Genomic DNA, 13,815 nt, shown 5'->3' on the forward strand with positions numbered 1-13,815 from the left:
CCCCAGTCCCCAGTCCCCAATCTCCACAAGACGCTTTGCTCCCGCTTGCTTCCCTGTAAGGGTACAATTTTGAAGAATTATTTTGACTTTTAAATTTACAAAATGTCCCGTTCTGGATACACACTTCCCGTCTTTGCGTGCGCTGCTGCTGTTGCAGCAATACATTGGTTACGCGATCGCCAACCCCTAACTTTAGCATCTATAGATTTGATTGAACCCGCTCAAATTGCAGAAATACCAATTGAACAGGTGGCAGGATTATCTGATAATACAGCTTTAGCAATCACCCGCAGTGATCCTGGTGATAATCTCGATTTGACTAAAGATACACCGATTTGGGCATTGGTGGAATGGCGAGAACAGGGTGATGATGCTGTAATTATTAAAGGTGGGGAAGGGATTGGTAGGCAATTAAATGCTGATGACAAGCCGGCTATTTATGCTTATGCTCAAAAGCTGTTGCAAGAGAATTTGCAACGGATGCTAGCACCGGGAGAAAAAATCACGGTGACGATTATTCTACCCGAAGGGCGATCGCTTGCTGTTCGGACTTCAAATTCTGCTTTTGGTGTGGTTGAAGGACTTTCCCTTTTAGGCACAACAGGCATTTCTCAACCCTTAAGTACACCCGATCAGCTTGCAGTTTTTCGGGCAGAATTACAAAATAAAGCCAGTCGTTTTGAAAGTTTAGTATTCTGTATCGGTGAAAATGGCCTAGATTTGGCGCGTAAACTAGGGATTAATCCTGAGCAATTGGTCAAAACTGCTAACTGGCTTGGCCCAATGTTAGTAGAAGCTGATGTGCTAGGCGTGAAAGAAATCTTATTATTTGGCTATCACGGTAAGCTGATGAAACTGGCTGGCGGGATTTTTCACACCCATCACTACTTGGCTGATGGACGGCGGGAAATTTTGGCAGCCCACTGTGCGATCGCAGGTTTAAAATCACCAGATATCCAAGCTGTGTTTAACAGTGCAACCGCCGAAGCCGCATTAACATATCTAAAATCCCTAGATGCTGCAACTGGTAGTGACTGGGTAAATCAAGTTTACAGTGCGATCGCCAAAACTATCGATGTTCGTTCTCAAGAATACATCCAAAGCCATAGCGAAAACGGCACAGGAAGTACAATCTGTGGCTCTATCCTCTTTGATCGCGATCGCAAAATTATCGTGAAGAGTAAAACTGCTGGTCTGTTGATGGGAAAATTATGTTAATTTATTATGAATAATCGTAAACAATTCAAATAAATAATCTTCTAAGTTACCACTCTAGGGTAAGTTTATCGTTTTAATACCCTCTCCGACTCACGGACTAGACAAACGCACATAACCTCGCGTTTGTAAAGGCTCTCTATACCATTATCAGCCTACCCAGGCTGAATAATAGCATCACCATAGACCACAAAGCATCTATCCTTAACAGACATAACACTCCCGTCATGAACACAGCGGTGATACCAACAGAACAAGCGCCCCAAACATTAGAAAATTTTGGGAGACTTGATCGCCAATTAATTGTAATTCTGGACTTCGGCTCTCAATATTCTGAGTTGATTGCCCGTCGCATCCGCGAGACTCAAGTATACTCTGAAGTTTTGTCTTATCGCACTACTTCTGCACATTTGCGCCAACTCAATCCTAAAGGAATCATCCTCTCCGGTGGCCCGAGTTCGGTTTATGGTGATAACGCTCCCCATTGTGACCCAGAAATCTGGAATTTGGGAATACCCGTCTTGGGTGTTTGCTATGGGATGCAGCTAATGGTGAACCAACTCGGTGGGGAAGTGGCAAAGGCTGACCGAGGTGAGTACGGCAAAGCCTCATTATATATTGATGATCCCACAGATTTGCTCACTAATGTTGAAGATGGCACTACGATGTGGATGAGTCATGGAGACTCAGTTACCCAAATGCCATCAGGGTTTGAATTGCTGGCACATACAGAAAATACTCCCTGTGCTGCGATCGCTGACCACGAAAAGAAACTTTACGGCGTTCAGTTCCATCCAGAGGTGGTGCATTCAGTTGGCGGTATAGCATTAATCCGTAATTTTGTCTATCACATCTGCGATTGCGAACCCACTTGGACAACAGCAGCTTTTGTTGAAGAGGCAATTCGGGAAATTCGCGCCAGAGTTGGTGACAAGCGGGTGCTGTTGGCGTTGTCTGGTGGGGTGGATTCTTCTACTCTGGCCTTTTTGCTGTATAAAGCCATTAGTGACCAACTGACTTGCGTATTTATCGATCAAGGCTTTATGCGAAAGTATGAGCCAGAACGATTGGTAAAGCTGTTCCAAGAGCAGTTTCACATTCCTGTAGAGTATGTAAATGCTCGCGATCGCTTTTTAGCTAAAGTTGCTGGGATCACAGATCCTGAAGAAAAACGCCGCCGCATCGGACACGAATTTATCAATGTATTTGAGGAAACATCCAAGCGCCTTGGTCACTTTGACTATCTGGCTCAAGGGACTCTTTATCCAGATGTGATCGAATCTGCTGATACCAACGTTGATCCCCAAACTGGTGAACGGGTAGCAGTGAAAATTAAGAGTCATCACAATGTTGGCGGTTTACCCAAAGACCTAAGATTTAAATTGGTGGAACCACTGCGGAAACTATTTAAAGATGAAGTCCGCAAAGTTGGGCGTTCCATTGGTTTACCAGAAGAAATTGTCCAACGGCAACCTTTTCCTGGGCCTGGTTTGGCAATTCGCATTTTGGGGGAAGTCACATCTGAGCGGTTAAATATTTTGCGCGATGCAGATTTGATTGTCCGGCAAGAAATTAACCAACGCGGTATGTATCATGATTTCTGGCAAGCATTTGCTGTATTGCTTCCAATTCGTAGTGTTGGCGTTATGGGGGATCAACGTACTTACGCTTACCCGATTGTTTTGCGGATTGTGACCAGTGAAGATGGCATGACTGCTGATTGGGCAAGAGTCCCTTACGATGTACTAGAAGTGATTTCCACTCGGATTGTGAATGAGGTGAAAGGGGTGAATCGGGTGGTTTATGACATCACCTCTAAGCCGCCTGGAACCATTGAATGGGAGTAACCAAGTTTTGAGTTGATTTAGCTCAGAAGCTCATCACCGAATTTGAGATTTTAAATTTTGGATAATGGAATTGAAAGATTCAAAATTCCAAATTTAAAAAAGTCTGTTCGCGCAGCGTCTGCACCAAGAGCAAGCAAAGGTTTACTTCTGACCGGAGGCGAACGCCAGTTGCTTCACTTAAGGGTTACCCCAGAAACTCTAGACGCTGCGTTTAGCTGGCTTTTGAGTGGGGGTAAGCGGACTCCAAGGGTGCGCTGCCTCCGCAACCCTTGGAGACGATCCTGCGTCGCTAACGCAGACGGTTCGTGCATTCAGCAGAAGGGATTTATCCCTTCTGCTGAATGCCTTTCTGAGTTAATTTTAAACACCAACATAATTTTATCCCGTCAATAATTATAAATGTCAGCGAATAATTAACCATCAATTCGATGGTGGCTGGACGAATTGAGTTATTGTCTAGGAAAATAGACGTGATCGCAGTAAAATTACCAATGATGTGGTCACTAAGAAAAAAACAAACATCTCATTAGAAATAACTATCATTTGATCAACGTTAATGGAGATGTTATGGAACCTGCTCTGCCCCTTGCTGGCTTAAACATCCTCGTAGTTGATGATGATGACGATAGCCGCTTTTACATTACTACCGTGTTGGAAGCTGATGGAGCCACCGTCATGGCAGTTGCATCGGCAGAGGTAGCATTGAAAGTATTACCTGAGTTGCAACCAGAAATTTTGATTTGTGATATTGCTATGCCTGGTGAAGATGGCTACACTCTCATCCGCAAGATCCGGGCGCTGAAGTCTGATATTTGGGAAAAACTCCCCGCTATAGCTTTAACTGCCTATGGCGATAGCGAGTATCGTAGCCGTGCCTTGGAAGCGGGCTTTCAGACTCATGTGCCGAAACCGGTTGATCCAGGAGAACTAGTTGCGATCGTCGCTAATTTAGTTGCTTCTTATAAGAGTTAATGAAAAGATGCAGTGATTTGTCGGTGTCATTTGTTATTTCTTTAATCTCCCTCATCTCCCCTCATATTCTTCATCTAAAAGTAAACTGGTTGTTTGACACTATGCGATCGCTCTCGATTAAACTGGAAAAGTCAAGTCGCTTCTCTAGATTAAAAATTAAAAATTATTAATTAAAAATTGCAAGACGCTCCAGGATGAGCTAACGCAACTCTTGGAGACGCACTCGCGTTCGCTATCATTGTGGGCTGCTGTATCCACCACTGATTGTAGACCACTGAAATCTTTGATTCATTGTGGGCTGCTGTACCCAAAATTAATTAATTAAAAATTATTCTTTTTCTAAATTTTTAATTCAAAAAAGGTCAATAGCCAGGAATTTAGCACCATTGCATTTGTTCATTTTGAGCAAAGCCGGAGACGTTTCAGTTAGCTGCAAAAAAGTCTGAGTTAAGGCTTCCTTATAGTCTGAAAAAAGGCCTGATTTTAAATTGCTTAGATTACTTCGCTCCAGTTTCAAAGCTAATTTGCTCAGACTTATAGGCTGGTGGCTCAATGTGAATTAAAATCCTGACTGGACGGAACCGTTCTTCTAATCGGCTTTCTACTTCTTCGGTGATGTGGTGAGCAGTTTCTACGTCTGGTGCATCTACTATTAAATGCATTTCGATGAAGACTTGACGACCAAGAACACCGCGAGAAGCAATATCATGACAGTTAATTACACCTGGAACAGAAGTAGTGATCGCATGAATTGCTTCTGGTGCGATCGCCATTTGATCCACTAGCCAAGGCAAATTCTCTTTTAAAACTGACCAGCCACTCCAAAATACCAACAAGGCGACAGGAAAAGCTAACACCAAATCCATCCATTGATAACCTAGCCAAACTCCGATCAAGCCGCCAATTACAGAGATTGTCACCCAAATATCGCTCATGGTATGTGTCGCGTCAGCTATGAGAATTGAGCTACCTACCCGCCTACCCACACTACGTTCATAAAACGCCACAAAAATATTCACACCCAGCACAATTAGTAATAACCACAACTCAGGTGGCGATATTCTCACAGGTTCACCACCACCTTTGAGAATTCGCTCGATTGCTCCTTGCAGAATTTCAAAACAGGCTATTCCTAAAAATGAGGCAATTCCTAAAGCTCCCACAGCTTCAAACTTGCTGTGTCCGTAGGGATGCTCGCGATCGGGTTGTGGAGAAGAAAATTTACTTGCAATTAATCCTAAAACGTTGTTGGCGCTATCTGTCACACTATGCAAGGCATCAGCTAGCAAACTCAAAGAACCTGTCCAGTAGCCCACAAGTGCTTTCAATCCCATTACAAACAGGTTGAGCAGTAGGGTAATAATTAAAACCTTTCGCACTTCGGCGCGGTTATCGTAAATCATAGATAATTTATCACATCAATTTCTATGACTTCTAATGTAAAACTTAAAACATAAATAGACACTAATCAAATGTATCAAAGTCTTACGCAGTAAAAATTAAGTCTCTCTATAGGCTCTATGTTTTATACTATTTTGTTGATATTATTTATAAGTAATAACAGCTACAAGCTTTATATGTATTAATAATACCTCTACAGATAACAGCAGATTTTTAGCATTAATTCCAAAAATATTTTAATTAATTTTGTTATTCATACATCCAGTAAGGTCAGACCAAATTGCATTCAAAGAGATGATGACGGCCATCAGTAAGCTGTACTCACTCAGGAAAATTGATGAGTCTAATGAGTTTAATTTACTACCTTTAACCAACAGCGAAGAAGTGTCGAATCCCAATTCTTTTCTATATCCCCTGCTCCCTGCTCCCTTGCCTCTTGTTCAATCCCCCCGTTTCTCTCAAGAGTCACTCAGCATTCCTGCCCTTCGCTAAAAAGCAATTAACAAGCCAGAAGGATGGGTGAACATTTGATACTCTTACGAGTTTGAGTAAGAACTTGAGCAATATAATTCCAATGGTCAATTTTCTTCAGACGACAAGTTTCAATCACGAATACTATGAGTACCAAAAAACTTACAGATAAGGTGGCATTGGTAACAGCGACATTATGCCTATTGCTGGCGGCTCCGTCTACGCTTTGACCAAGGGTGCGATCCGATCGCTAGCTTCACGCGCGGTCTTGCCCGCGATCTCGGCCCTCGTGGCATCACGGTGAACAATATCCAACCCGGCCCTATTGACACCGACATGAACCCGGCGGACGCTACTTTTGCCGACAGGATGAAAAGCATCACCGCCCTCCAGCGTTACGGACGAAGCGAAGAAGTCGCCGACATGGTTTCCTATCTCGCCAGTGCAGAAGCGGGTTTCGTCACTGGTGCGAACCTGAAAATTGATGGCGGCTTCGCAGCCTGATTCCGCAACCACAGCAAAACCAACAAAAGTCCGATTATGCAAATCTGTCTGACGACGATGCCAGTGCCAAGGTTGGGGCGCATCCTCGAAAAATTGGGCTTCGCCGCCGTCGATCTCGGCGGCTTAGTCTCTTCTTCCGGTAATATTAGTACTTATCAAGAAGTTTTAATAAAAAAGATATGTCTTCAATTCCTCTAACATTGAACCTAATTGAAGGTTCTGTCACCTTCAGTTTTTCACCCCAAGCAGCAGGAGAATTAAAAGCAGCAACAGATCAATTGATGGAGCGCCTGAAAGCTGTGGCCGCTAAACCCACTCCTGGCGGTGGTAAAGTAACTCCCCAGCCTCCCCTGGAATATCGTTACACGGGTGAAGTATTTTTAGAAATTTTCTGTAATCCTAATATCTGGCCAACACCCTTCGCAGCCAAAGTTTTGCTGACTGTCCGCAACGTCAACATCCGCTTGACTACTGAAGCTGAACTTACCCGTATAATTGAAGACATTAATAATTACTTAGAGCAAGTAGGATAATAGTTCTGTAATTTTTCTGTGCTTTTCGAGATTTAAAAAAAATACCATACAAATTTTGGATTTAGCAAAAATTCAGCCAGTTGCTTGCGGAGGTTCTCTCTGTTGTCGTAATTGGTGTAGGTTAGCCCAACTTAGCAAACTTTTCAATACTATTTTTGGCTTTGAACAGCAAGTAGACTATCGCTTACTTTAGGGAAGCGATGCAATAAATTGCGAGTCAAAACTGAAATTCCTAGATTTACCTATTAAATAAATCTAGGAACCTCACAGAATTTACCTACTAGACTCAAGCTGTAGCACCAGATATACACAAGAAATTGTTCTGATGCCAACTTTTAACTTGAAAAGTTGTATAAATTCAGACTCCAATGCTTCTAGGTTAGTGAAAAATGCAAGATTCTATATGGGGCAATGCTCATCAAAAACCAGAGATTATCCCTTAGATTGGGCGTCGAATCGTTGATGGTGACATCCACACATCGAAAATGAACCCCCAATCCAAAATTTGAAATCAAACATTGATTAGTCGTTGTCCCACTGTTCACGACCAATTAGGTCACCAATGCGATCGCGTAACAAAAAGTCACATTTCTCTAATTCACATTCAACGCAAACCCATTCTCTCGCTGGAATGTATTGGCAGAGGGTATATATTGGCTGTTGTCGGCTAATCATTCCCTTTTGCACCAGTCGGCGTGCTTCGTCTTGAATCAGATCGAGAGAGTAGTAATTGATAGAACGCACCGTATTCACACTCATGTTTTTTACTCACAAATTAACACTTACGATAGTGTTCCTGTTAAAAATTAGGAACAAACATTACAGAAATTAGACTTGTGGCTAGGATTTTGTAGTTTGCTATACGGAACTATTTTTATTTTGACGCTACATCTCCGGAAATTATCTCAAGATATGTTAAGAAAGTCAACAAATCCTGACATTTCTGGAAAATCCGCTTTACAAAAAAAATTCTGAGTAGTTAACTTAACCTGCTATGTCGGCTGGATAGTTTTTATGCAACAAGTCTGAAAGTCTTGCCATTACTGTATTTAGGCAAGATTTGGCGGTTGTCCAGAGGTTCAGGGCGCGACGCCGCAGGCATCACTTACATATCAAATAATCACCTTAAAGCCGGATTTAGAACTGCTGGTATTTATCTAAGGGTAAACAACACAAGAATATTTGTCAGATACTATGGTATAAAGTGTTGCAAAACATAACGGCTAAAGTACACTACGAAGGCTTTTACCCCAGCATCTGTTAACAATTTCTTAAATATAACCGTAATATTTTGGTTAATTTGAACACTAGTGTTACACAGTTTTCTTTGGATAAACATCTTTAAGAAGGGTGGAGTAGAGGACTTCCAATTGAAGGAGGCAGGGCGCAGGGGAGGCAAGGGAGTTATTGTTCAGTAATTCTTCTCTCAAGAACAGCTTCTCCTCTTTCCTTGCTTCAAGAACCTGCCTCAACCAAGAAATTCCTTAACCGAACGGTATTGGGGGTAGAGGCAAAGAGGAATAGTAGAGTAGGGACGGAAGCCAAGGCAAGCAAAAAACGTATATATGCAACTACCGATCCCTGAAATAGATTATGGTCATATTAAAACAGACGCGATTTAGTCACGTCTGTAAATTGTTTGGCGGATTTGCTGAGATTAATTGTTCTGAAGTTACATTGTTATTTCAGTTACTTATTCATCAGATGATTCATCATCTTGATCAGTGCTGTCTTCTTCTGCTACCAGATTTTCTGGGGGACGCTGATAGTTAAGTTGGTTTAGTAGTGCCAGTACCTTATTGCCGCGTTCTATGGAGCGATCTTCGAGAAACAGCACCTCTGGTGTACGTCGTAGCCGTACCCGCGCCCCAAGTTCACTGCGGACGTAACCTGTGGCCGACTTTAAGCCTGCCATTGTTTCTGCTTTAGCTTCATCTGTACCATAGATACTGACATAGATTTTGGCGTGTTGGAGATCGCCGGAAACATCAACATCAGTAACACTTACCATTCCTGTACCCACACGGTCATCCTTGATGCCGTTGAGCAGCATTTGGCTAACTTCCCGTTTGATCAATTCAGCAACGCGGGAAACCCGGCGATTTGTAGCCATAATAATTTCGCCTCCTCACAGAGGTTGTACAACAAAAATAGATCCAAGTTGGCTAGACAGTACTTAGCAGGAGCAACGCTAAGAACAAGCGTCTGTGGGGCACAGCCCCGATATAGGGCTAGTCTAGATTGTACTCAAGCCCAGCATTGCCCGTAGGGTGAGAGTAAGGAAGACTAGGCTGCTCACAAACAAACCCAAGATAGCAATCAAGGTGACTGGGCGCTTCAACAATGGCACTAACGGCGCAAAGGTGTTCAGAAACAAGCCTAAGACGATAGTAATTAAGTACCGGGGGTAGCGAAAGACGTTATCCCAAAATCCGTCAAACATCTGAATGTAAACTGCCTTGTTATATACTTACGTTTGTTTTGATATGCTTTATCTACTCAATTGTAATCTATGCGGCTGGAAAATTAGCAGTTAATATAAAATATGCTCCGTCGGTTATATTGGCTTTATTTAGTCACGATTATTTTCAGTTAAATTGGAAGTTAATGGTAATTCAAATCCCCAAGGAAACTAGCCCGCGTCCATTTTTGAAGTGGGCAGGGGGTAAAAGTAGGTTGATACAGCAATATATTCCTTATTTTCCCAAAAGTTATAAAAATTACTATGAGCCATTCTTGGGTGGTGGTGCAGTTTTTTTCTATCTCCAACCTAGTGCAGCATTTTTAACTGATATTAATGCCGAATTAATTAACACTTATTGTTGTGTTAGAGATCATGTCGAGGAATTAATTTCTATATTGAAAGAGCATAAAATTCGACATGGTAAAGATTATTACTATAGTGTCAGAAATAACTCTGCTGGTACTGATATACAAAAGGCTGCTCGTCTAATTTATCTTAATAAGACTTGTTTTAATGGTCTTTATCGAGTTAATTCACAGGGTAAATTCAATGTGCCATTAGGCAGATATGACAATCCCAATATTTGTTCTGAGGTTTTATTAAAAGCAGCCTCAGAAGCACTTTCTACATCTAAAATTAAACAAACAGATTTTGCTAATGTACTAAATTATGCCACGAGCAGTGATGACTTTGTATTTTTTGACCCACCATACTATCCTGTAAGTGAGACTAGCTATTTTACAGCTTACAGTAGCTATCCCTTTGCTGAAGATCAGCAAGTTCAACTCAAAGATGTCTTTGAAAAATTAGCTGAACGGGGAGTTAAAGTTATGCTATCTAATTCAGATTGTGAATTTATTCGCAACCTTTACAGCAGTTTCAATATCCATACTATATCAGCATCTAGAGCAATTAATTCCAACGCTCAAAAGCGCGGAAAAATTACAGAATTACTAGTAACTTCATATTAAAGATTATTGTTAGACCAGGCAATGAATGAACTTAAATTATGAACAGAGAGGAGATTTTGATTGAAACCAACTTGTTTACCTAACCACGATACAGCTTGCGGTTTCATACCTCCACCGTCAATTAATACAACTGCTTGTGCAGGATAGCAATTTTGAATATTCAAGTTAAGATAAGGAAGTTTTTCATCAACTGACCCGCTAGTTTGCTGCCATTTACATTCAATAATCAGCCCGGATGAAATGGATGCAGCACCAATAATGTAAAAGTCTACATATATATAGCTCCCATAAATTCCTGCTCCGATATAAACCTGCCTTGCATATCGTTTTGGTATAGTATTCGAGCTTAAAAGACATCCAAGGCGCTGTTTTTTTGGTAAATCAAAGCCCACTTGGACATATCCATGACCCAGTAAAGTCCCTTCTACAGCTTTTTCCAAAACATTGCCAGAAGTAACTGCTCTTGCACCTTGAGTCATCTTTATCCTGATTATCTTCAAAAGGTTTCCTAATTTTAGGATTCCCTGGAAGCAACAGTAAATGCTAGGTTATATAAATTTTTGATTTTGGATACACAAAGCTAAATTCATTAGGTATAAAGAAGGAAAAGTTTGGTATTTTTGTACTAACCAAATACAAATGTATTAATAATTTGGATAAGGAACGAGTTACTAATTCAGATAATAGTTAAAATATAATGGATTTTTCTTTAGTCTCAAAGACCAACTATTGCAAGCGACTCCGCCATTTTTCTGGGTCTTGGGAACAGTGGAAAACAGCGTAGAGAATAATCTCCTGTTCATTAAACTCGTAAAAAACGACGTAGGGAAAACGCCTAATTGTAGCGCGGCGATAAGTTTCATGAATAATCTGGTATGTGCTGGGGTGACGCTAAATTAAATTCAGGCAGGCATCTGGGAGTGCTGCTGGTGTAGCGGCAATCTCATTCCATAAATCTTTTACCAGTTGAACTTTTTCCGCTCTCGAAAGACTAGAGAGTTCGGTAAATACTGGGTTCATGGTTTTCTCTGATTTTATTCACCTTCATTCTTACACCCTGAAACCGCCATATCTATAACAACATTTCAAATAACTAGAATTGAGCTTGGATAAATTTTAGTTATTTCGTTTTGACTTCAACCTGTTTGTGCCTCAGTATGACCGTTGCGGATAGACCATGCTAGTTCTAAAAGTTGAGTCCAGCGCTTTTGTAGCTGTTTGGGGGTGCATTTGATGGCTTTAGCGATCGCCTGATCGTTTTGTCGTGCAGTTTTTAACTGTAATATTTGCTGTTGCTGTTCTGTTAGTTGATTTAAAAAGATTTCCCACTGCTGGGAAGATAAACCCAATTTTTGCTCTAAACCCGCACCTAACCATTGATGTACCAATTGCCAATGGTGTTGTTTGGCAAACTTTTCTACGTGGTATTTAAACCGTTGTTGGAGATAATCGCGCTGACGGCTGGTTAAACCGAGAATTTGGTCAATTTCTGGGGCTGAAAGGTCTTGAAGTTTCAAGCTGAGGTAGTTCATACAGTCAGATTGTCCTTGAGAATCCAGGTATTTCATCAATTCAGTGATGACGCGATCACGTTCTGACTCTTCGGATGGATCGAAATTAGTTTGGGTGATCATCTGCGATCGCAGCTGTTGCACCGCCGAGTTACGCTGGTAAGATTCTGCTTCTTCACCCTTAGCAGACTCTACCGCCATTTCAATATCTACGGTAGTTTCTTGCGGCTGACGACGAGCAAAGCCTTGGGCCCGCAAGATAATCAATTGCTGATTTGCACCACCAGGTAAATTAATCCGGCGTTTGGCATACTGCTCTGTAAACGCCATATATTCAGCTAATTGCAGCTGAGTACGCGGCGTGTGATCATTAGGTAGTTCGTTTTCTCTGCGGAAAGCTTTGATAGCTTCGATATAAAATGCTTGTAAAAAATCTTCAATCAGGCTGTAACGAGCCTCAAAACCCAACTCAGAGCCGGATATAGTTACATGACGGTAAACCATAGCACCCAAATTGCTATGTAATTCCACGCGTCCTTGTTTTGAGCCTAGTTGGTAGTAACGTAAGCACTTGTGCATCCGATGCCTTCCCAAGGTAATCTGCCAGGATTTGATTTCCCCAGATGTTTGGATACGGGAGCTTTTATCGCAAATGCGTTCTACTTCTATAGTTATGCGCTTTGCTAAAGCTTCTACGCACCTGGGTGCTGCTTTCACTTGTGCTTGCATTTCCTGACACAGCAATTCAATCAAGGTTTCGCTGCTGTTGTCTGAAAATTCTTCGGTCGAAAGGTGGTTATCAAAAATGGGTGTAGAGTTTGGTAGATTAACGACGTTAGCTTTCATGACTTTTCCAGGGAGTAGTATTGCACCGTAATTACAACGCAGAGACAACAATCAAGGCCGGCCTTGGCTTACGAATCTTTAGGCATTCATCCATTAAGGCTTGCCGCATGTAATGCTCACATCTAAAGCTCATATATAAAACTGTAGGAAATACGAGAGAGTTACAGTTATGGCAATGTGTCGGTTTTTTCACAAGCCACCACATTGACGCTGGGACATAAGTACCCGCCATTTTCTCAAAGTTGCCAAATCCCTTTTTGTACCAACTGTTGCCACCATCCTGTTATTGCATCTGTGCCCGTCGTAGACATCGCATTAAAATATGACAATTTAAAAACTGGAGTCGCTTTTATCACAATTTCCGAAACGGAGAGGTGCGCCTGTGAAGTGTAATTTTTATACCCATGCTGCTGCTGCTTCCCAACCTAAACCCCTCCGTATAATTGCTGCTTCATCTCCGGTCATATCCAAAATAGTAGATACTTCATAAGTAGGTTCTTCGCCAGTGTCTACAATTATGTCTACCAACTTGTCCAAACGATCAAATAGTTCTACCCGTGACTGAACAGTTTCTGGATCTATCCGAATCATGCCATTATCTGCTTCATCTGGTGGCAGATGTGCTGAAGTTGAAATAATCGGATTGCCCAAGGCTGCCAGCAACTCCAAACACACAGTATGGTTTGGTACTCTAATTCCAGTACTTTTTCGCTTGGGGCTTTGCACCAATCGCGGTACTAATTTAGTCGCTGGGAGCAAAAACGTGTATGGCCCTGGAATCAGGCGTTTCATAATTCGATAGGCTGTGTCACTTACGAAGGCATAAGTTGCCACATTTGAAAGCGAGGGACATAAAAATGTCAGTGGTTTATCATTTGCTAGCTGTTTAATTTGCCGCACTCGTTCTACCGCCGACTTGGCATTCAAATCACAACCGATCGCATAGACTGTATCAGTAGGGTAAAGCATGACTGCGCCACTAGAAAGCGCCGACTTTATTTCCTCTATTCGGCGAACTTGAGGATTATCCGGATGAACTGAGAAAATTTTTGCCATAGGACTGGGGATTGGGGATTGGGG

General features: G+C 41.8%; 14 protein-coding genes. 6 read left to right on the forward strand and 8 right to left on the reverse strand.

Annotated features, from left to right (window positions below):
* The first annotated feature begins 102 nt into the window (after positions 1-102).
* The 3 genes from cbiD (at position 103) to ACFFAP_RS27525 (ending at position 4,034) form a co-directional block, all read left to right on the forward strand.
* On the forward strand, positions 103-1,218 hold the full coding sequence (gene cbiD / locus ACFFAP_RS27515; protein WP_375514206.1) for a cobalt-precorrin-5B (C(1))-methyltransferase CbiD: 1,116 nt from the start codon (positions 103-105) through the stop codon (positions 1,216-1,218).
* A gap of 224 nt (positions 1,219-1,442) precedes the next feature.
* Positions 1,443-3,062 (forward strand): glutamine-hydrolyzing GMP synthase, encoded by a 1,620-nt coding sequence (guaA, locus tag ACFFAP_RS27520; RefSeq protein ID WP_375514207.1) that lies wholly within the window; start codon positions 1,443-1,445, stop codon positions 3,060-3,062.
* 567 nt (positions 3,063-3,629) lie between these two features.
* Positions 3,630-4,034, forward strand: a complete 405-nt coding sequence (locus ACFFAP_RS27525; protein WP_375514208.1) for a response regulator — start codon at positions 3,630-3,632, stop codon at positions 4,032-4,034.
* A 497-nt stretch (positions 4,035-4,531) separates the two neighbouring features.
* Here the strand turns inward: ACFFAP_RS27525 and ACFFAP_RS27530 are convergent, their stop codons facing one another.
* On the reverse strand, positions 4,532-5,437 hold the full coding sequence (locus tag ACFFAP_RS27530; protein WP_375514209.1) for a cation diffusion facilitator family transporter: 906 nt from the start codon (positions 5,435-5,437) through the stop codon (positions 4,532-4,534).
* A gap of 769 nt (positions 5,438-6,206) precedes the next feature.
* Between ACFFAP_RS27530 and ACFFAP_RS27535 the strand changes: the two genes are divergently transcribed.
* The gene (locus tag ACFFAP_RS27535) at positions 6,207-6,410 is read left to right on the forward strand and encodes an SDR family oxidoreductase (protein WP_375514210.1); all 204 of its coding nucleotides are present in this window, start codon (positions 6,207-6,209) and stop codon (positions 6,408-6,410) included.
* Between the two features lie 179 nt (positions 6,411-6,589).
* A complete protein-coding gene (locus ACFFAP_RS27540) occupies positions 6,590-6,943 on the forward strand; it encodes a hypothetical protein (protein WP_375514211.1) in 354 nt (117 codons plus the stop codon).
* Between the two features lie 522 nt (positions 6,944-7,465).
* Here the strand turns inward: ACFFAP_RS27540 and ACFFAP_RS27545 are convergent.
* The 3 genes from ACFFAP_RS27545 to ACFFAP_RS27555 all read right to left on the reverse strand — a co-directional run bounded on the left by ACFFAP_RS27545 (position 7,466) and on the right by ACFFAP_RS27555 (position 9,386).
* Positions 7,466-7,702: a DUF4327 family protein gene (locus tag ACFFAP_RS27545; protein ID WP_375514212.1), complete on the reverse strand. Its 237-nt coding sequence runs from the start codon at positions 7,700-7,702 to the stop codon at positions 7,466-7,468.
* A gap of 934 nt (positions 7,703-8,636) precedes the next feature.
* Complete coding sequence (gene rbfA, locus ACFFAP_RS27550; RefSeq protein WP_375514213.1) at positions 8,637-9,056, reverse strand: 30S ribosome-binding factor RbfA; 420 nt, start codon at positions 9,054-9,056, stop codon at positions 8,637-8,639.
* 123 nt (positions 9,057-9,179) lie between these two features.
* The gene (locus tag ACFFAP_RS27555; protein ID WP_229488077.1) at positions 9,180-9,386 is read right to left on the reverse strand and encodes a DUF751 family protein; all 207 of its coding nucleotides are present in this window, start codon (positions 9,384-9,386) and stop codon (positions 9,180-9,182) included.
* A gap of 164 nt (positions 9,387-9,550) precedes the next feature.
* Between ACFFAP_RS27555 and ACFFAP_RS27560 the strand changes: the two genes are divergently transcribed.
* Entirely contained in the window at positions 9,551-10,378 is an 828-nt protein-coding gene (locus ACFFAP_RS27560; protein WP_375514214.1) for a DNA adenine methylase, read from the forward strand.
* Here ACFFAP_RS27560 and ACFFAP_RS27565 read toward each other — a convergent pair.
* The 4 genes from ACFFAP_RS27565 to ACFFAP_RS27580 all read right to left on the reverse strand — a co-directional run bounded on the left by ACFFAP_RS27565 (position 10,375) and on the right by ACFFAP_RS27580 (position 13,791).
* A complete protein-coding gene (locus tag ACFFAP_RS27565) occupies positions 10,375-10,857 on the reverse strand; it encodes a PD-(D/E)XK nuclease superfamily protein (RefSeq protein ID WP_375514215.1) in 483 nt (160 codons plus the stop codon). The genes ACFFAP_RS27560 and ACFFAP_RS27565 overlap by 4 nt on opposite strands.
* A gap of 412 nt (positions 10,858-11,269) precedes the next feature.
* Positions 11,270-11,398 (reverse strand): hypothetical protein, encoded by a 129-nt coding sequence (locus tag ACFFAP_RS27570; RefSeq protein WP_375514216.1) that lies wholly within the window; start codon positions 11,396-11,398, stop codon positions 11,270-11,272.
* A gap of 116 nt (positions 11,399-11,514) precedes the next feature.
* On the reverse strand, positions 11,515-12,735 hold the full coding sequence (locus ACFFAP_RS27575; protein ID WP_375514217.1) for a HetZ-related protein: 1,221 nt from the start codon (positions 12,733-12,735) through the stop codon (positions 11,515-11,517).
* A gap of 396 nt (positions 12,736-13,131) precedes the next feature.
* Positions 13,132-13,791: an L-threonylcarbamoyladenylate synthase gene (locus ACFFAP_RS27580; RefSeq protein ID WP_174709417.1), complete on the reverse strand. Its 660-nt coding sequence runs from the start codon at positions 13,789-13,791 to the stop codon at positions 13,132-13,134.
* Positions 13,792-13,815: the final 24 nt, after the last annotated feature.

This window comes from uncultured Nostoc sp., assembly GCF_964245575.1.
Classification (GTDB): Bacteria; Cyanobacteriota; Cyanobacteriia; order Cyanobacteriales; family Nostocaceae; genus Nostoc.